Annotated in this window: 15 protein-coding genes and 4 pseudogenes; 7 read left to right on the top strand and 12 right to left on the bottom strand. The window is 35.7% G+C overall.

Translation table 11 applies throughout. The annotated features are described in order from the left end of the window. Nucleotides 1-5: 5 nt before the first annotated feature. Both rsmA and HF197_RS03740 read left to right on the top strand, forming a co-directional pair. On the top strand, nt 6-782 hold the full coding sequence (gene rsmA / locus HF197_RS03745) for a 16S rRNA (adenine(1518)-N(6)/adenine(1519)-N(6))-dimethyltransferase RsmA (RefSeq protein ID WP_168464324.1): 777 nt from the start codon (nt 6-8) through the stop codon (nt 780-782). 195 nt (nt 783-977) lie between these two features. Further along, nucleotides 978-1,202: a hypothetical protein gene (locus HF197_RS03740; RefSeq protein WP_168464323.1), complete on the top strand. Its 225-nt coding sequence runs from the start codon at nt 978-980 to the stop codon at nt 1,200-1,202. Here HF197_RS03740 and HF197_RS03735 read toward each other — a convergent pair. Together HF197_RS03735 and tnpC (HF197_RS03730) are read right to left on the bottom strand one after the other, a co-directional pair. Continuing rightward, nucleotides 1,199-1,366: a hypothetical protein gene (locus tag HF197_RS03735; protein WP_168464322.1), complete on the bottom strand. Its 168-nt coding sequence runs from the start codon at nt 1,364-1,366 to the stop codon at nt 1,199-1,201. The genes HF197_RS03740 and HF197_RS03735 overlap by 4 nt on opposite strands. Then, nucleotides 1,312-2,451 (bottom strand): annotated as a pseudogene (gene tnpC, locus HF197_RS03730) (IS66 family transposase); the annotation flags it as partial. The pseudogene tnpC (HF197_RS03730) and the gene HF197_RS03735, both read right to left, overlap by 55 nt. A gap of 80 nt (nt 2,452-2,531) precedes the next feature. Here tnpC (HF197_RS03730) and HF197_RS03725 point away from each other — a divergent pair. Further along, nucleotides 2,532-3,488, top strand: a complete 957-nt coding sequence (locus HF197_RS03725) for an IS5 family transposase (RefSeq protein WP_168463922.1) — start codon at nt 2,532-2,534, stop codon at nt 3,486-3,488. A 47-nt stretch (nt 3,489-3,535) separates the two neighbouring features. On the opposite strand, the pseudogene HF197_RS03720 reads toward HF197_RS03725, so the two are convergent. Together HF197_RS03720 and lpdA are read right to left on the bottom strand one after the other, a co-directional pair. Beyond that, nucleotides 3,536-3,772 (bottom strand): annotated as a pseudogene (locus HF197_RS03720) (DUF6444 domain-containing protein); the annotation flags it as partial. Between the two features lie 96 nt (nt 3,773-3,868). Continuing rightward, nucleotides 3,869-5,254 carry a dihydrolipoyl dehydrogenase gene (gene lpdA / locus HF197_RS03715; protein ID WP_168464321.1) on the bottom strand — a complete coding sequence of 462 codons (1,386 nt, stop codon included), beginning with the start codon at nt 5,252-5,254 and terminating at the stop codon, nt 3,869-3,871. Nucleotides 5,255-5,370: 116 nt separating this feature from the next. On the opposite strand from lpdA, the gene recJ reads away from it, so the two are divergent. Continuing rightward, entirely contained in the window at nt 5,371-7,101 is a 1,731-nt protein-coding gene (recJ, locus tag HF197_RS03710; RefSeq protein WP_168464320.1) for a single-stranded-DNA-specific exonuclease RecJ, read from the top strand. A gap of 443 nt (nt 7,102-7,544) precedes the next feature. On the opposite strand, the gene HF197_RS03705 is transcribed toward recJ, so the two are convergent. Together HF197_RS03705 and tnpC (HF197_RS03700) are read right to left on the bottom strand one after the other, a co-directional pair. Beyond that, on the bottom strand, nt 7,545-8,090 hold the full coding sequence (locus tag HF197_RS03705) for a GNAT family N-acetyltransferase (protein WP_246168419.1): 546 nt from the start codon (nt 8,088-8,090) through the stop codon (nt 7,545-7,547). A gap of 13 nt (nt 8,091-8,103) precedes the next feature. After that, nucleotides 8,104-9,464 (bottom strand): annotated as a pseudogene (gene tnpC, locus HF197_RS03700) (IS66 family transposase). 119 nt (nt 9,465-9,583) lie between these two features. On the opposite strand from tnpC (HF197_RS03700), the gene HF197_RS03695 reads away from it, so the two are divergent. Beyond that, on the top strand, nt 9,584-9,967 hold the full coding sequence (locus HF197_RS03695) for a TrbC/VirB2 family protein (RefSeq protein WP_168464319.1): 384 nt from the start codon (nt 9,584-9,586) through the stop codon (nt 9,965-9,967). A 70-nt stretch (nt 9,968-10,037) separates the two neighbouring features. On the opposite strand, the gene HF197_RS03690 is transcribed toward HF197_RS03695, so the two are convergent. From HF197_RS03690 to HF197_RS03665, 6 genes and pseudogenes are all read right to left on the bottom strand, one after another. Continuing rightward, the gene (locus HF197_RS03690) at nt 10,038-11,036 is read right to left on the bottom strand and encodes a pyruvate dehydrogenase complex E1 component subunit beta (RefSeq protein ID WP_168464318.1); all 999 of its coding nucleotides are present in this window, start codon (nt 11,034-11,036) and stop codon (nt 10,038-10,040) included. Nucleotides 11,037-11,094: 58 nt separating this feature from the next. Next, the gene (lgt, locus tag HF197_RS03685; RefSeq protein WP_168464317.1) at nt 11,095-11,871 is read right to left on the bottom strand and encodes a prolipoprotein diacylglyceryl transferase; all 777 of its coding nucleotides are present in this window, start codon (nt 11,869-11,871) and stop codon (nt 11,095-11,097) included. Nucleotides 11,872-11,877: 6 nt separating this feature from the next. Further along, entirely contained in the window at nt 11,878-12,327 is a 450-nt protein-coding gene (gene smpB / locus HF197_RS03680) for an SsrA-binding protein SmpB (protein WP_168464316.1), read from the bottom strand. A 266-nt stretch (nt 12,328-12,593) separates the two neighbouring features. After that, entirely contained in the window at nt 12,594-13,610 is a 1,017-nt protein-coding gene (locus tag HF197_RS03675; protein ID WP_168464315.1) for a hypothetical protein, read from the bottom strand. Between the two features lie 39 nt (nt 13,611-13,649). Then, nucleotides 13,650-15,010, bottom strand: a pseudogene (gene tnpC, locus HF197_RS03670) (IS66 family transposase). Nucleotides 15,011-15,164: 154 nt separating this feature from the next. After that, nucleotides 15,165-15,629: a hypothetical protein gene (locus tag HF197_RS03665; protein ID WP_168464314.1), complete on the bottom strand. Its 465-nt coding sequence runs from the start codon at nt 15,627-15,629 to the stop codon at nt 15,165-15,167. Between the two features lie 108 nt (nt 15,630-15,737). On the opposite strand from HF197_RS03665, the gene atpG reads away from it, so the two are divergent. Together atpG and HF197_RS03655 are read left to right on the top strand one after the other, a co-directional pair. Continuing rightward, nucleotides 15,738-16,610, top strand: a complete 873-nt coding sequence (atpG, locus tag HF197_RS03660; protein ID WP_168464313.1) for an ATP synthase F1 subunit gamma — start codon at nt 15,738-15,740, stop codon at nt 16,608-16,610. 18 nt (nt 16,611-16,628) lie between these two features. Beyond that, nucleotides 16,629-17,954: a TldD/PmbA family protein gene (locus HF197_RS03655; protein ID WP_168464312.1), complete on the top strand. Its 1,326-nt coding sequence runs from the start codon at nt 16,629-16,631 to the stop codon at nt 17,952-17,954. Nucleotides 17,955-18,024: the final 70 nt, after the last annotated feature.

The following is an 18,024-nucleotide window of genomic DNA, read 5'->3' as shown; positions in this document are numbered from 1 at the left end:
AAGATATGGAAAAATTTTCATCAAGACCTAAAAAAAGCCTAGGTCAAAATTTCATCCTATCAGATAAAATAACGAAAAGAATAGTTGATTTATCTGGTGATTTGGAGAATTTTAACGTAATTGAAATTGGTCCTGGATATGGTGCATTAACAAAGGAAATACTGGCATGCAATCCGAAATCTTTGTTAGCTATAGAAAAAGACACTAATCTAGTGAAACATCATGCTCAATTGGTAAATAAATATCAAGGAAAGTATAAAATTATAGAGGAAGATGTTCTTTGTGTGAAGGAAGAAGAACTAGTAGAGTGTCCAGTCAAGGTTATTGCGAATTTACCTTACAATATCTCAGTAGCATTGTTCTTGAAGTGGTTAAACAAAATAAAATTTTTTACAAGCTTAACGTTAATGTTCCAAAAAGAAGTAGCAGATCGCATTACAGCAAAGCCCAATTCCAAAGATTACGGTTCCCTATCAATATTAAGCCAGCTACTATGTGATATAAAGAAAGAATTTGAACTTGGGCCTGAGGAATTTTTTCCACAACCAAAAGTATATTCTGCAGTTATTACAGTACATCCATTGCCTGCCAAAAGATTTGCAGTCGATTTAGATGTTCTAACCAAGCTGACTCGGACCGCTTTTTCTCAAAGAAGGAAAATGCTAAGAAACAGCTTACCTCATATCACGCAAGATATTCTCAAAAATGCTAAATTAACCGGAAGCGAACGACCAGAAAACTTAACTATTGAGCAGTTTTGTTTTCTGGCAAATTTTTTCTAATGTTTACATTTTTGAAATAATTGCTGCGGTTTGCTAGAACGGCTGCTTTCGACCAATTGTTTTATATTGACCAGAAAACCATATAGACAAAAAGCTTTTCATATGCTAAGTTAAGCATGTTATTTTTACGTGAGGTATATAAAAATGTTATCAAGTAGATCTATAAGCTTATTCGAAGCTATTGATGAATCGAATTTGCGAAAATTTAAGGAAGTTTTAGAAAATGGTGCTAATCCCAATGTGCTGTACGGTGAAGAAAATACACCTTTAATGAGTATAATTTCAGCTTGGTCGCTGGATGGTAATAATGAAGAAATATACAAAAATATGCTGGATTTTCTCGTTCGACGTCCAAATATTAACATTAATACTCAAAATCAAGCCCAAAGTAATACGTATCCATTCAGGTGTATGGCTTAAGAAGCAATAGCCAGTAGGTTTTGAAAAGGATTTAACTTCTTTTGCCTCCAAGTCAAGTACAATGAAATTATCCTCTCAAGAAACATATGTATCCATTCAGGTGTATGGCTTAAGAAGCAATAGCCAGTAGGTTTTGAAAAGGATTTAACTTCTTTTGCCTCCAAGTCAAGTACAATGAAATTATCCTCTCAAGAAACATATTTCCCCGTTTCGATTGTGTAAAATATGAAACTTTTCGGTAAACAACGTAATGCCGAATCTGTCGCTCAGCATAGTTGTTTGTCAGTGGAATATTTTCTGGATCGTCCAAAAATTTCCACATCATCAGATCCGATTTCATGATATTTTTTGCTACTCGAGACGCTCCAATTGCCTCAGGTAAATTTGATATATTCTTTAAGTAATATCTCGTTCGCTTGCGTAATTTTCTTGCTCTTCTTATGAACCTTAATGTGTCTATTTCATCCTTTAACAGAGCTTTTTTCAATGCAAATAATTCAGTAGCAACATTCCTTAAATAATACCCCAAAACTTTCACTTCGCTATTCCAACTATGAGACAACCTTTCAAAATCTCTTGCTAAATGTGCCCAACAGACCTGCCTTTTCTTGCTGGAAAAGTAGTTGTAAGCTGCATATCTGTCGGTCACTACTAGGTTGTTATTCTTTCCAAATTTACTATTTTCCAGGACTTTCATCCCTCTTGACTCTGTCAATTTGATCACACTTCCTATTTTGCTCGCAAACATCCAGCACCAGCCCTGTTTACCTTTGTTGTAATGGCTAGTTTCATCGATATGTAAAATTTTGCTCTTGCTTACCTCTTCCTCAATTTGCTCATATGCTTCTTGGCATTTTTCTGCCACTCTAGCCTCGCTATTTGATACACTACCGACGCTGATATCCAGGTTGAAAATGTCCTTTATAATATTTGCCACTTCTTTTTTCGAATTCTTGTAAAATCCACTTAATGCTGTAATTACTGACTTAACTCTTGGACCAAATGTGTCCGCAGTTACTCCTTCTTGTAGCTTGCTACTTTTTCTTTTTCCACATCTTTTGCAACGTCCATGCTCTAGTTGATATTCAACTACATACGGCTTGATTTCCGGCAAATCGACCTTTTGATGAGTATACGGATCTTTTGATACCGCAATTTCTCCTCCGCACTCACACGTATTGGGCAGTTCTATTTTTACCATCTCATCTGCCTCCATTTTAGGGCGGTAACTGCCTTTATGTCGGCTTTGTTGCATAGCTAAAGTAAAAAGAACTGGGAGTTACTGACGAAATTCATTATAAACAGGCATTTAACCGACAAAGGAAAAATATGCCAGTCAAAATGAAAGTCAGTAACTGCTACGAATATAACAAATTTCTCCAAGAAAGAGGAAATATTTTTTATTACGTCAACGATGCCATAGAAAATTGGTACGAAAAAAGTCCCAAAATGGCCGGTGGCAACAATATTTATAGTGATAAAGTCGTAATTCTAATTCACATAATAACTTATTTGTTTAGAATAGGCCTAAGACAAACGGTGGGGTTTATAGCGGGATACCTTGAGCAAATAGGAAAAAATTTGCAAGTTATCAGCTATTCCCAGGCTTCCAGAAGATTCAAAAAGCTTAACTTAAAAATTAATGATCGAAGACATGATAAAAACAGTATGGAAAATATTGAGATCGCCATAGATAGCACTGGAATAAGCATCTACAATAATATTCCAGGCCATAGTAAGGCAAACGGTACAGATAGAAAGTACCGTGGCTATAAGCAAACAAGAAAATTGCATGTAATGCTGGAGATAGGTAGCAAAAAAGTCATAGCTGCAAAATACAGTAGTGGAGTTTATTCTGACCACTATGGAGCCTGTGATCTTATTGCAAGGGCTAATGCTAAATACAATATAAGCACACTATATGCAGACAGAGCATATAATCGAAAGAAGTTATACAAATTGTGCAATGAGCTTGGCATAAAGACAAAAATTCCTCTGCAAAACAATGCAGTGGAGCATCCAAAGCTGGATTATATGGCTGAGAGAAATTCTACAATCAAGCTCATAAAGTCATATGGTGAAGATGGTATGAAGAAGTGGAAAAAAGAGATAAATTATGGGAAGAGATCTTATATAGAAAGTTTTTTCTCGCGACTGAAGCAAACATTTGGGTTTAGTTTTAGGAACAAATCTGAGATTAACCGTGAGAAAGAAATGCTACTCAAGTGTTATTTGCTGAACAAATTTACTGAAATAGGCATGGCTAAATTTGAGATAGCTTCATGAATTTATTATGCATTGCCTCCTATCCAAAGAGCGATGCAACAAAGCACTTTATGTCCAACCTGTGCTCCTACTTTCCTGTCACTTTTTGGCTTATTTTCCCTCATCTTATATAATTCTTTGGAGCTTGGTATAGATGAATTTTTTGAACTTAAGCCAAGCCTTTCTTTTAACTCAGCGTTTTCGATCCTTAGCGCTTTATTTTCTGCTTTAAGCTCTTCTATTTTTGTTTCTAACTTTTCTATAGTCTGCTTTAAACTTTCGCAAAATTCTAAAAGATCAACCATATTACCTCACAGCCACTAGTGATAAGTCTGTTAAAACAAGATCACTTCCAGATAGAAATGGTGAAGGAAAAAATGATGAAGGAAAAAAACGTTAGCTCAACTGTTTAAAGATTCGTCATCTGCAGCGAGAATTGATTCATGAATCATCTCTGCAATGGTTGGATGAGGGAAAATAGTAGATTTTATATCAAAATCTGTTCCTTCCAGTTGTTTTGCGATAACGAAGTTACTAATTAACTCTGTAACTTCCACCCCTATCATATGAGCGCCAAGAAGCTCTCCGGTTTTTTTATCTATAATCGTTTTTACCAGCCCTTCAGTTTCGCTAAGTGCAATAGATTTACCATTAAAATTAGAGTGAAATTTTCCTACTTTGATATCATGTCCATTTTTAATTGCTTGTTCATCAGTAAGGCCAACGCTTGCTATTTGTGGATGAGAATAGGTGCAATTTGGTATGCATTCCTTTTCCAGTGCATGAGGATTTTTACCCGCAATCTTTTCAACACATATTACTGCTTCATGGCTTGCTTTATGCGCTAAACATGGAGGACCTGCTACATCACCGATTGCATATACATTTTGCTCATTGGTTTCATACCACCCATTGGCCTCAATGAAACCAGAAGAGTGTAATTTTACTTTTGTGTTTTCTAAGCCTATATTCTCAGTATTTGGCTGAATGCCAACTGCAACAATCACTCTATCAAATTCTCTATTTTCACCATTGCTCAGCTCAACTTTAACGGAATCTTGATTTTTAGTGAGGGTCTTGATGCTGCTGTGTGTATATATTTTTATTCCCTGTTTGGTAAACACTTCTTGTGCTAAGTCTGAGACGTCCTTATCTTCCAGTGGTAAGATATTTTCCTTTATTTCTACAATTGTGACGTCAACACCTAAAGTGTTATAAAAACTTGCAAATTCCACTCCAATTGCACCAGATCCCACAATAAGCAATGACTTTGGTAGTTTGTCCGACATCATAGCATGCTGCGCATTCCATATTAGCTTTCCATCCACTTCTATACCAGGCAAATTCCTTGCTCTAACACCTGTTGCTAAAATAATATGCTTAGAAGAGATTTCTTGTTCTCCTGAGTCATTGGTGATCTTTACAGTATTATTACCTGCAAGTTTGCCACAGCCTTGATAAACTTTAATGTTATTCTTCTTCATTAAATAGGCAACACTACCTGATAATTTATCAACTACATTTCTTGAATATTTCACTATTGATTCTATGTCAAAACTTGCGTCTTTTACTTTTATGCCAAACTCTTCTGATCTTTTTATCAGCCCGTAAACTTCAGATGCCCTAAGCAGCGATTTTGTTGGTATGCATCCCCAATTTAGGCATACGCCACCTAAACTCTTTTCTTTTTCAATAATTGCAGTTTTAAACCCAAGTTGTGCTGCTCTGATTGCGGCTATGTAACCGCCAGGACCACTTCCTATAACTGTAATATCGTAATCGCTCATTTTCGTGCTTAAAGCATTATATATAACAGAAGGCAGCTATGTGATCAATCTTTCCAATAAAGGCAGAAAATCTTTTTATAGAGAGTATTTAAAAATTCTGATAGAGTAGCAGTATTATGCTCCTTGATATTGAGAAACGCAGCGTAACGAATGCTTTGTGGAAGCTGCAAGAAGTGGACCAAAGGGAAGTTTTAACTCTCATTCAGAGGTTTGAGCTACCAGAGATGTTAGCAAGGATATTAGTTGCACGTGGTGTTAATGTAGAAAATGCCAGTGATTTTCTATATCCACTAATCAGGTCGCTATTGCCAGATCCCTTTCATCTTCTTGATATGGATAAAGCTGTTTCTCGCATAGTAAAGGCGGTAAATAGCAATGAGAATATAGCAATCTTCGGCGACTATGATGTTGATGGTGCAACATCATCAGCGTTGATTAACAGATATCTTAAAGAGATTGGTGTAAATTCCATAATTTACATTCCAGATCGGGTTGATGAGGGCTATGGATTAAATGTTAATGCTTTGTTGCAATTGAAAAAAAATGGAACAGATCTGTGCATTTCCGTTGACTGTGGCACTCTTGCATATAAACCAATAGAGGATGCGCAAGGCTTTGGTCTTGATATCATAGTGATTGACCACCACATTGGCACAGAAAAGCTACCAAGCGCTGTAGCAATCGTGAATCCAAATCGACTTGATGAGGATTCTCCGCATAAAAATCTTGCAGCAGTGGGAGTATCATTTTTATTGGTTGTTGCTCTTAATAAGAGCCTACGTGAGCAGGGATTTTTTACTAATAAAAAAGAGCCAGAATTGTTTGATTTATTAGATTTAGTGGCTCTTGGTACTATTTGTGATGTGATGCAAATTACTGGTCTAAATAGGGCATTAGTCTCTCAAGGGTTAAAGGTAATGTCAGCAAGGAAAAATGTTGGCTTACGTACTTTATTTGATACGCTGGGCGTTTTAGAAAAGCCAAGCGTCTCTCGGCTGGGGTTTGGCGTTGGACCATGCATAAATGCCGGAGGGAGAATCGGAGAAGCATCACTTGGCGCAAAATTACTTTCTACTGATGATGAAGAGGCAGCACATTCAATTGCATTAAAATTAATAGATTTGAACAATGCAAGAAAAGTGCTTGAAAATGAGGCTATTTTAGAAGCTGCAGCTCAAGCAGAAAGGTCAAGTGCGAACTTTATAATGGTGAGTGGTAATTGGCATCAGGGGATAATTGGCATTGTTGCGTCAAGATTAAAAGAGCAATTTCACTTACCGACAATAGTGATATCTTTAAGCAATGGAGTAGGAAAGGCAAGTTGTAGATCAGCTGTTGGAATTGATATCGGTGCTGCAGTGCTTTCTGCAAAATTTACGAATTTAATCATTGAAGGTGGCGGCCATGCTATGGCAGCGGGGTTTTCAATCGAAGAAAGTAAAATAAATGATTTGCATAATTTTTTCACTGAAAGATTTTCAAATTTTACCAGTGAAAAAACTTTAAAAGCTGATGGTGTAATAACTGCTAAGGCAATAAACATGTCGTTATTGAATCAATTGCAGCGCTTAGAACCTTTCGGACCTGGTAATCCTGAGCCAAGGTTCATTATTCAGGGAGCAAAAATAAGAAAGCCTGAAATTGTAGGAGCTGATCATATTAAGTGCTTTATTGTCGATGATAATGTTATGGTCAGAGCTATTGCTTTCCGTTCTGTGAACACTCCACTTGGCTATGCTATCATGCAAGGTAATGTTAAAGCTATTTTAGGTAAAATCTCTGTAAATTACTGGAATGGTAACGAGTTCGTGCAGTTTTTAATAGAAGATGCGTTAACTCTTGAATAACCTTCTTTAAAATCGAGAAATATTCCACAAATTCGGGTGACACGGCTTTGTTGCATCGCTCTTAATCGTACACTTGTAGTTGATTCAGTTATCAGTAATTAAATATCTGTAAAGTAACATTTACAATACCCGGTTGTAAATATCTCAATTTTTGGCTGAATAGAATTGCGGAATAACATATGCAAAGTTGCAACAAAAATAATCTGCGGTAGCGATGCAACAAAGCCGAATGACACCTTTCTTGGATTTACCAAAATGAATTCGTCAAAAGTTTTTATGAATTTTATGGCTCATAATATACCTCAAAATCAGTTATTTCCAAAACGGAAATAACTGAATTTTTCTATATATGATAGCTAAAATTTACATCGATAACAATTGAGTACTGGATATCTCAGAGATATTTTCTTTTTGTCAGTAAGTTAGATTTAAGATCTTTTACTTCACCTTAATTTCTTTATAAGCCAAAGTACTAAATCATCATCAAGTTGAACTGTAGCGTCAGGATTAACACATTGGTATTTGTATGTGATGCCACAACCGTCTGGAACGTATCCTCTTTTCACGTAAAGTTTTTGAGCATTTCCATAATCAGCATAGAGACCAACACCCAATCCAACTGCATCATTACGTTTTTCAGCTTCTTTTTCTGCAGTTTCTAGTAACACTGACCCAACCCCTCTGTTTCTAAATTTAGGTAATACATTTAAATCCATGACTTCTGGTATATTCTTGTCCTGAAAAGATTTATACTCTGAACACCACTTCAGTGTTACATATCCGGCAAATTCACTATTGCACTCCGCCACCCAGGCAATACGTTCACCTAGCTGCTGCTCTTCTAAGTATGTTTCAAATGTTAAGGCTGGTTTTATCCAGTCATTTTCTCTGAATTTTGCAACTATTTTACAAATATCTTGCTCTTCAAGCAGTCTTATTTTAATCATGTATAATCTGCAAAATCTTTTCAGCAGTTTCTTTGTATCCATTCAGGTGTATGGCTTAAGAAGCAATAGCCAGTAGGTTTTGAAAAGGATTTAACTTCTTTTGCCTCCAAGTCAAGTACAATGAAATTATCCTCTCAAGAAACATATTTCCCCGTTTCGATTGTGTAAAATATGAAACTTTTCGGTAAACAACGTAATGCCGAATCTGTCGCTCAGCATAGTTGTTTGTCAGTGGAATATTTTCTGGATCGTCCAAAAATTTCCACATCATCAGATCCGATTTCATGATATTTTTTGCTACTCGAGACGCTCCAATTGCCTCAGGTAAATTTGATATATTCTTTAAGTAATATCTCGTTCGCTTGCGTAATTTTCTTGCTCTTCTTATGAACCTTAATGTGTCTATTTCATCCTTTAACAGAGCTTTTTTCAATGCAAATAATTCAGTAGCAACATTCCTTAAATAATACCCCAAAACTTTCACTTCGCTATTCCAACTATGAGACAACCTTTCAAAATCTCTTGCTAAATGTGCCCAACAGACCTGCCTTTTCTTGCTGGAAAAGTAGTTGTAAGCTGCATATCTGTCGGTCACTACTAGGTTGTTATTCTTTCCAAATTTACTATTTTCCAGGACTTTCATCCCTCTTGACTCTGTCAATTTGATCACACTTCCTATTTTGCTCGCAAACATCCAGCACCAGCCCTGTTTACCTTTGTTGTAATGGCTAGTTTCATCGATATGTAAAATTTTGCTCTTGCTTACCTCTTCCTCAATTTGCTCATATGCTTCTTGGCATTTTTCTGCCACTCTAGCCTCGCTATTTGATACACTACCGACGCTGATATCCAGGTTGAAAATGTCCTTTATAATATTTGCCACTTCTTTTTTCGAATTCTTGTAAAATCCACTTAATGCTGTAATTACTGACTTAACTCTTGGACCAAATGTGTCCGCAGTTACTCCTTCTTGTAGCTTGCTACTTTTTCTTTTTCCACATCTTTTGCAACGTCCATGCTCTAGTTGATATTCAACTACATACGGCTTGATTTCCGGCAAATCGACCTTTTGATGAGTATACGGATCTTTTGATACCGCAATTTCTCCTCCGCACTCACACGTATTGGGCAGTTCTATTTTTACCATCTCATCTGCCTCCATTTTAGGGCGGTAACTGCCTTTATGTCCAACCTGTGCTCCTACTTTCCTGTCACTTTTTGGCTTATTTTCCCTCATCTTATATAATTCTTTGGAGCTTGGTATAGATGAATTTTTTGAATTTAAGCCAAGCCTTTCTTTTAACTCAGCGTTTTCGATCCTTAGCGCTTTATTTTCTGCTTTAAGCTCTTCTATTTTTGTTTCTAACTTTTCTATAGTCTGCTTAAACTTTCGCAAAATTCTAAAAGATCAACCATATTACCTCACAGCCACTCTAGTTTACCTTTTTAGCATTCCTTGTCTACTCTTTATTTTACCGCCCGGCTGAATGGATACATTTTAGATATAATTGCAACATCTAAAACTATGTATAGAGATGAATTCCTCAATCAAGAAAATTCTTAGTATTTTTTTTATAATATTATTAATCACCTTTCCTCATATAGGCAGCAGTGCTAACGGCAGTGGTAATACAGGCAATACAGGTAATCAAGGTAATACAATTGCTCAGATAATATGCAATGTTATTTCCTATATTCATGGCATAGGAGTACCTTTAATAACTGTTACTATGATAGTTATGGTTCTTCTCATGATGTTTGGTAAAATGGCATGGCCAGCTCTTGTTGCATTCATGCTTTGCACTGGTGTATTTTTTAGTGCTGCTACACTTATTTCCAAATTAGCACCAGGCATGTCAACTATTTCCTGTTGTCCTGCCGGCCAAACATATAATCTGGCCGATGGCGTGTGCAAATAAACTGAAGGAGATTACTTTTCTGACTTCAATTTACCAGTTAAAAAACAAAAGATAATAAGAAAGGTTAAATTCATTTTCTCCTAAAGCAAACCTCACGCACAGCTTCAGCTATGTCTTCTGTTTGTGGCAATGCCTTTTTTTCCAGATTTGCAGCATAAGGAAGTGGAACATCCTTGCCAGTCACACGCACAACTGGCGCATCAAGGTAATCAAACCCTTGCTCCATCACAACTGCTGAAAGTTCTGCTCCTATTCCTGCAAATGGCCATCCTTCTTCAACACTTACTAACCTATTAGTTTTTTTGACAGAATTAATCACTGTTTCAGTGTCAAGTGGCCTTAAAGTTTTTAAATCAATAACTTCAGCTTCTATGCCTTCACTAGCCAGTAACTCTGCTGCACTTAAAGCATCCATTATCTTCAGTGAAAAAGCAGTTATAGTAACGTCTTTTCCTTCTCTTATAACTTCAGCTTTGCCTATTTCTATCAAATAGTCTTTATTTGATAATTCTGAGTCAGAAATTTCGTGTTCATGTCCATAAGCTATTTCATTTTCTAAAAATATCACTGGATTCGGATCACGAATTGCAGATTTTAGCAAACCTCTGCAATCAGAAGCAAAATAAGGAGCTATGACTTTCAATCCAGGCACATGCGAATACCAAGACGCAAAGCATTGCGAGTGTTGCGCAGCAACCCTTGCTGCAGCACCATTTGGTCCACGAAACACTATTGGACATCCAAGTTGCCCACCTGACATATAGTTTGTCTTTGCCGCAGAATTTATAATTTGATCAATAGCCTGCATGGAAAAATTAAAAGTCATAAATTCAACTATTGGCTTTAATCCAGCAAATGCTGCCCCAATTGCAAGACCTGCAAAACCATGTTCAGTTATAGGAGTGTCAATCACCCTATTTTCTCCAAATTCTTTGAGCAATCCTTTTGTGACTTTATAAGCACCATCATATTCTGCGACTTCTTCACCCATAATGAATACATCAGGATCAGCTAGCATTTCTTCTCTAATTGCCATGCATAGAGCTTCTCTTACACTTAAGGTCGCCATTTATAAATTTTTATAATTTAAAGTTAACTATATCAAAATTATCGGGGGTGAGTAAAGCTTATGCTACCGATTTTCTTAAATTCAATGCACTAAAATATACTCCAAACAGAATCATAGGTATTGAAAGCAACTGCCCCATTGTTAAATCAAGCCACAAATAGCCAATCTGATAATCCGGTTCACGAAAAAACTCCATTGCAAAACGCACTACTCCATACCACGTTACAGCAACACCAGCTAATGCACCATGATATAGCCTGATTCTTGTCATAAAAAATAGTAGATTTGTAATAACAAAAAGCAATAAACCTTCACAAAATGCCTCGTACAATTGACTTGGATGACGCAGCAAATTATCGCCACTTTCCAGAAAAACCATACCCCACGGCATAGTTGTTACCCTACCAAACAATTCTCCATTTATGAAATTACCTATACGACCTAAAAATAAACCTACAGGAATTCCGCAGGAAATTAGATCAAGTGTATAAAATATAGGAATATTATGCCTTTTGCATGAAATTATCACTGCAAGCAAAACCCCTATAGCACCACCATGAAACGACATCCCACCCTCCCAGGTCTTTAGTATATCAATAGGATTTTGTACATATGAAGCCAGGTCATATATCAGTACATAACCAAGCCTACCTCCAAGTATAATTCCTATAATGGTTGCAGTGAGTAGTGAATCATAAAAATTCTTAGTGAATATTTTTTGATCATCTAGTTTATGTAGATACCAATACGCAAACACAATACCCAAGACATATGCTAGAGAATACCAATACACAGAAACAGGACCAATGCTGAAAATTACCGGACTTAAAGACATATTTCTCTACACATCATTCTTGGAAAGCCTACTTTTTTCACGATCCCACTCTCGCTGTTTTATAGTTGCTCTCTTATCATAAAGTTTCTTTCCTTTTACAATAGCAATTTTAGCTTTTGCCAATCCTTTATCATTAAAATAGATAGAAAGCGGCACAACAGTTATACCAGCAGTTTTAATTTGACCAATTAACTTGTTTATTTCTTTTTTATGCAAAAGTAATTTACGTTCTCTTTTTGGCTTATGATTTTTTTTATTCGCAGACTTATACTCTGCAATATGCATGTTATGCAGCCATATTTCACTATTCTTCTCAATCACGTAAGCATCAGAAATATTTGCTTTTCTTTCTCTCAGTGACTTTACCTCACTGCCTAATAAAACCATACCAGCTTCAAATTCCTCTAAAATGAAATACTCAAATCTTGCTTTTCTATTTTCTGCAATAATTTCCATATCCAAGAATATCTTAAAGTTTCAATATATTACAGGATTTTTATAATAAAACTCCGAATATATTTCATCCACCTAACGCAGGAGACCTATTGGCATTATTAGCACTTTCAACACTTAATTCATTAAGCTTTTTTGAAGGGACTTCCTTGCCACACCGCTGCACTTTACTTACACTTCCACCAAGATTACTAGATTCTCCTACGTCTTTTTGCCACACATTAGTACCGTCATCTCCCTTTTTAACGTCATATAACTCTCCCCATCCATCAGGGTTCCCCTACTGCACTTACTTGCCCCCAATCAAAATCTTCTCCTTCTATACCTGTTAGTGCTTGTTGATACACGTCACTCCATGTATCAAAACTTCTGGCATGCTCAGAAGTTCGCTTTATCTCCTTAGATGATTCGTCTAACTGAAAGCTTCTTTCCACCTCCTCCTTACTGTTTAGCAATTGACTAGAATCCTCCTGATCATGCGCTTCTACTTCTAAGCATCCTTCCTGAATTGCTTGTATTACAGGTAATCCCCCTAGACGACAGTTGCGTCCTATTTCCTCTCCACTATCCAACAATTGGTTGAATTTTTCCTGATCATAAACCTCTACATTTATTATACCTCCCCTACCAGAATACAACCTCACTTCCAGTTTTCCTAGGCTTGTTTCAAACGTTAATGTAATATCACCACCTTCTGAAATATGAGTGTAATTCCTCATACCATCTTTTACTTCAACCTTTACTTCACTATCACCTATTTGTACTAAACCCCCAGATATCTTTAAATTCTTTGCTTCTACAGCAATTTTTGTAACATCAACTATGCTGTCTGATGAATAATAAATATTAAAACTGGCACCTGATGCATTGCAGGCTTGCAAACTTCCTTTAATAACTGCACCTTCAGCCACTCCCAACATACTTTCATACCCTTTTTGGATTTGTTGTATTACTACAAGTGCTTTTGTTTTATTAGAAACACCAAGACAAAGATCTGGAATTTTCCTTACACCAGAGCCTATTTCACTGTAAAAGCTATCATCAAACACAGGAGCACTCGCTTCTTCACCTATTGGAGCAGTGGGACCTCCTTTTTCCTTCATAACTTCATCATGTATACTAATTAGTCTTTCTTTCTCTTGTTGATCACCGTCACATTGCTCTATAAATTTCTTACACAAAAAAAGAAGATTATCATTAGAAGAGCGAGCTAATTGTTCAAACATTTCATAAACATCTTCTTTTTCCTGTCTTCCATAATCTTCATTTAAAATCCTTTTAGCCATAACAAGTAAAGGATTAGAGTATCCATTCAGGTGTATGGCTTAAGAAGCAATAGCCAGTAGGTTTTGAAAAGGATTTAACTTCTTTTGCCTCCAAGTCAAGTACAATGAAATTATCCTCTCAAGAAACATATTTCCCCGTTTCGATTGTGTAAAATATGAAACTTTTCGGTAAACAACGTAATGCCGAATCTGTCGCTCAGCATAGTTGTTTGTCAGTGGAATATTTTCTGGATCGTCCAAAAATTTCCACATCATCAGATCCGATTTCATGATATTTTTTGCTACTCGAGACGCTCCAATTGCCTCGGGTAAATTTGATATATTCTTTAAGTAATATCTCGTTCGCTTGCATAATTTTCTTGCTCTTCTTATGAACCTTAATGTGTCTATTTCATCCTTTAACAGAGCTTTTTTCAATGCAAATAATTCAGTAGCAACATTCCTTAAATAATACCCCAAAACTTTCACTTCGCTATTCCAACTATGAGACAACCTTTCAAAATCTCTTGCTAAATGTGCCCAACAGACCTGCCTTTTCTTGCTGGAAAAGTAGTTGTAAGCTGCATATCTGTCGGTCACTACTAGGTTGTTATTCTTTCCAAATTTACTATTTTCCAGGACTTTCATCCCTCTTGACTCTGTCAATTTGATCACACTTCCTATTTTGCTCGCAAACATCCAGCACCAGCCCTGTTTACCTTTGTTGTAATGGCTAGTTTCATCGATATGTAAAATTTTGCTCTTGCTTACCTCTTCCTCAATTTGCTCATATGCTTCTTGGCATTTTTCTGCCACTCTAGCCTCACTATTTGATACACTACCGACGCTGATATCCAGGTTGAAAATGTCCTTTATAATATTTGCCACTTCTTTTTTCGAATTCTTGTAAAATCCACTTAATGCTGCAATTACTGACTTAACTCTTGGACCAAATGTGTCCGCAGTTACTCCTTCTTGTAGCTTGCTACTTTTTCTTTTTCCACATCTTTTGCAACGTCCATGCTCTAGTTAATATTCAACTACATACGGCTTGATTTCCGGCAAATCGACCTTTTGATGAGTATACGGATCTTTTGATACCGCAATTTCTCCTCCGCACTCACACGTATTGGGCAGTTCTATTTTTACCATCTCATCTGCCTCCATTTTAGGGCGGTAACTGCCTTTATGTCCAACCTGTGCTCCTACTTTCCTGTCACTTTTTGGCTTATTTTCCCTCATCTTATATAATTCTTTGGAGCTTGGTATAGATGAATTTTTTGAACTTAAGCCAAGCCTTTCTTTTAACTCAGCGTTTTCGATCCTTAGCGCTTTATTTTCTGCTTTAAGCTCTTCTATTTTTGTTTCTAACTTTTCTATAGTCTGCTTAAACTTTCGCAAAATTCTAAAAGATCAACTATATTACCTCACAGCCACTCTAGTTTACCTTTTTAGCATTCCTTGTCTACTCTTTATTTTACCACCCGGCTGAATGGATACCATTGTGGAAATGTTTGATTGCACAAACAATCATGTTTACCACAACCATGATCATAATTTAAGCCCTTTTTAGCTTTAAAGGGCAATTACATCATGTATTATGAAATATTCATAATGCTCTTGGTCTTTGCTATATTGAAAGCTTAATTCTGCTTGGTACTTACCTAAGGTATGATCATCTTTATCGCAAAATGTTAATTTAATATCGAAATGATCGGAGTTATTAGTATATTTTTCTTGAACCCTAACCTTATTACTAAATGCTGAATCTTCACTTATTAAGCCATATTCTATAATTTTCTCACATTGATCATAATGACATGAGGTTTTGTTTTTAACACGGCTATAATCCAATTTATAATTTCCTGATGTATATAATTGATCATTTCCAGCACGAATTGTAAAATCCATGCAACCACTTTCTTGTTGATTAATTTGAAGGGTATAATTCCCTTCTCTACCTTTGTTGTTTTTAAATTGCTCTGCTAGAAACTGTAACTTGTGGATTAAATTTTTTTCAGTAGTGTCCATGACCCTCAATATTAAGATAACTTAAGCCCATTATATCAATGCAGCGAAAAAAGTCAAAAAAAACTTGCCTTGAAGCAAGAATAGCTATACATTTTAATAAATCAGGGTTTATATATAATGAAGAGCTTAAAGGAATTATCCTTAAGAATTAAGAACATTAAATCTGTACAAAAAACTACGAAAATAATGCAAATGGTCTCCGCAGCAAAATTACTGCAGAGCCAGAAGAAGTTATCAAATTCAAAATTATATATATCAAAGTTACATAAAATTATCTCTTTATTAGCGTCATCAATTGAGCAAGAATCACTGACGAAGATTTTAAGTGTTGGAAGTGACGATTCTTATCTGATATTTATTATAGCATCTGATCGTGGCTTGTGTGGCAATTTTAACTCTTCTGTTGTTAAATTTAGTCAAGAACATATAAATAAATTTATCACAAGTGGTAAAAAGGTAGATATCGTATTTCTTGGTAAAAAAGCTTTTGACACAGGTAAGAGCAGATTTAGCCCGCAAAGTATTTTAAAGGTTGAAAATAGCAAAGGAATAACATTGCAGCACGTAAGTAATTTTATTGACAGTGTAGACTTAAGTGAATATAACAAGATAAAAGTTTTTTATAATAAATTTTACAACACTTTTACACAAAAGCCAATTCTGGAAACAATAAAGCCATGGAGTGAAGATTCATCCCTAATTGATAATTCTTTGGTTGATTCGGCAACAGATTGTCAATATGAGTATGAACCAGATAATATTGAATTTATTTTAAAATCTTTACTTGAAAACTATGTTAAAGTTGCGCTTTATTCTGCCTTACTTGAAAGTGCAACAAGCGAAAATAGCGCTAGAATGGTTACAATGGAGTCAGCAAATAGGAATACTAAGGAAATGCTGAATAAATTAGCGCTACTTTATAACCGTTCTCGTCAAGCAGCAATTACAACTGACTTAATTGAAGTTATAGGTGGTGCGGAGTCTTTATAAAAACTCAAGGAATAAGGAATGAATATATTAAATATTGCAGCAGATATTACTAAGTTAATAAAAAAGCATAATCAAGATGCAGAAGTCACTATATATGAAACTAATAGGACTTCAGTCTCTCGTCGCCTATCAAAAATAGAACAAATATCACAGTCTAAGAATTGTACTATAGGAATCAGAGCCATAGCAAATAAAAGTAAGGCTGCATACATTTCTACAAATGATTTGAATAACCTTGACGATACGGTGAGTCTAGTGGTTGAAATGGCAAAAAATGCACCAGAAGATTCTTATATTAGCTTTGCTACATATGGTGGTAATTATACTTATTATACAGACTTGAATATATTGGATAATAATGTTGTAACTATTGATAATCTAAAAGAAATCACTGAGATTACAGAAAATGCAGCTCTTGCACACAAAAGTATCACTAATTCTGAAGGGGCTTCTTTCTCACATTCTTTAGTTAACACTGTATTATCAACTGTTTCTGGGTTCATGGGTTCATTTAGCAAATCGACTTTTTCAAACCAAGTTTCTGTTGTTGCCGGAAAAGAAAATGAAATGAAAGTAGGCTATGATTATGATGTAGCATGCAATTTCAGCGATTTAAAATCACCAGAGTTAATAGGAAAAGAAGCAGCAAAAAGAGCAGTAGAGCAATTAAATGCGCGTACAATTAAGACTGGTAAATTTCCGGTTGTTTTTGAAAAAAGAGCAGCAAAAGAGTTAGTGAAGAGCTTTGCTTCTGCTATAAACGGTATTAGTGTTGCAAGCAATAGCTCTTTCTTGAGAGGTAGCTTAAACACTCAGATTTTTAACGATAGGATTAATATTGTTGATGATCCATTATTGCCAAGAGGCATAGCATCAAGGCCGTTTGACGGTGAAGGTATAGCAAGCAAGAAAAATATACTTGTGAAAAATGGAGTGTTGCAAAATTGGATTTTAGATCTTTACTCAGCAAAGAAATTGAATTTAGAAACGACAGGGAATGCAGCTCGTGCAAGTAACGCTGCAATTACTCCTGCGGCTAGTAACTTCTATATTGAAAACGGTAATGTATCATTTGAAGAGTTAATTCGAGAAATAAAAGAAGGAATATATGTAACCGATTTGTTTGGTTTTGGTATTAATTTAATAAATGGTGACTATAGCCAAGGCGCATCTGGGTTTTTTATAGAAAATGGAAAGATAAAGTATCCAGTACATGAGATTACAATTGCTAGCGATTTAAATAATATGTTTAACAATTTCGTTGTTGCAAATGATTTAACTTTCTCTGGGCAGTTCAATTCACCAACAATTAGAATTAATGAAATGACTGTTGCGGGTTCATAAATTAACTCGTTCTAAAGTTTGCAGACAGCTTCTTAAATATATCAACACACTGCAACACTACATAAAAAAT

This window comes from Wolbachia endosymbiont of Ctenocephalides felis wCfeT (assembly GCF_012277295.1).
In the GTDB taxonomy this organism is placed as follows: Bacteria; Pseudomonadota; Alphaproteobacteria; order Rickettsiales; family Anaplasmataceae; genus Wolbachia.
Note: the sequence above shows the minus strand (reverse complement) of the source record. Positions and strands in the feature narration are given on the sequence as shown.

Coding starts and splice junctions, on each gene's coding strand:
- smpB (WP_168464316.1), bottom strand. CDS start 12,327: ATGGAAATTATTGCAGAAAATAGAAAAGCAAGATTTGAGTATTTCATT.
- HF197_RS03705 (WP_246168419.1), bottom strand. CDS start 8,090: ATGGATACAAAGAAACTGCTGAAAAGATTTTGCAGATTATACATGATT.
- HF197_RS03725 (WP_168463922.1), top strand. CDS start 2,532: ATGCCAGTCAAAATGAAAGTCAGTAACTGCTACGAATATAACAAATTT.
- HF197_RS03690 (WP_168464318.1), bottom strand. CDS start 11,036: ATGGCGACCTTAAGTGTAAGAGAAGCTCTATGCATGGCAATTAGAGAA.
- HF197_RS03655 (WP_168464312.1), top strand. CDS start 16,629: ATGAATATATTAAATATTGCAGCAGATATTACTAAGTTAATAAAAAAG.
- recJ (WP_168464320.1), top strand. CDS start 5,371: ATGCTCCTTGATATTGAGAAACGCAGCGTAACGAATGCTTTGTGGAAG.
- atpG (WP_168464313.1), top strand. CDS start 15,738: ATGAAGAGCTTAAAGGAATTATCCTTAAGAATTAAGAACATTAAATCT.
- HF197_RS03675 (WP_168464315.1), bottom strand. CDS start 13,610: ATGGCTAAAAGGATTTTAAATGAAGATTATGGAAGACAGGAAAAAGAA.
- lgt (WP_168464317.1), bottom strand. CDS start 11,871: ATGTCTTTAAGTCCGGTAATTTTCAGCATTGGTCCTGTTTCTGTGTAT.
- HF197_RS03695 (WP_168464319.1), top strand. CDS start 9,584: ATGAATTCCTCAATCAAGAAAATTCTTAGTATTTTTTTTATAATATTA.
- rsmA (WP_168464324.1), top strand. CDS start 6: ATGGAAAAATTTTCATCAAGACCTAAAAAAAGCCTAGGTCAAAATTTC.
- lpdA (WP_168464321.1), bottom strand. CDS start 5,254: ATGAGCGATTACGATATTACAGTTATAGGAAGTGGTCCTGGCGGTTAC.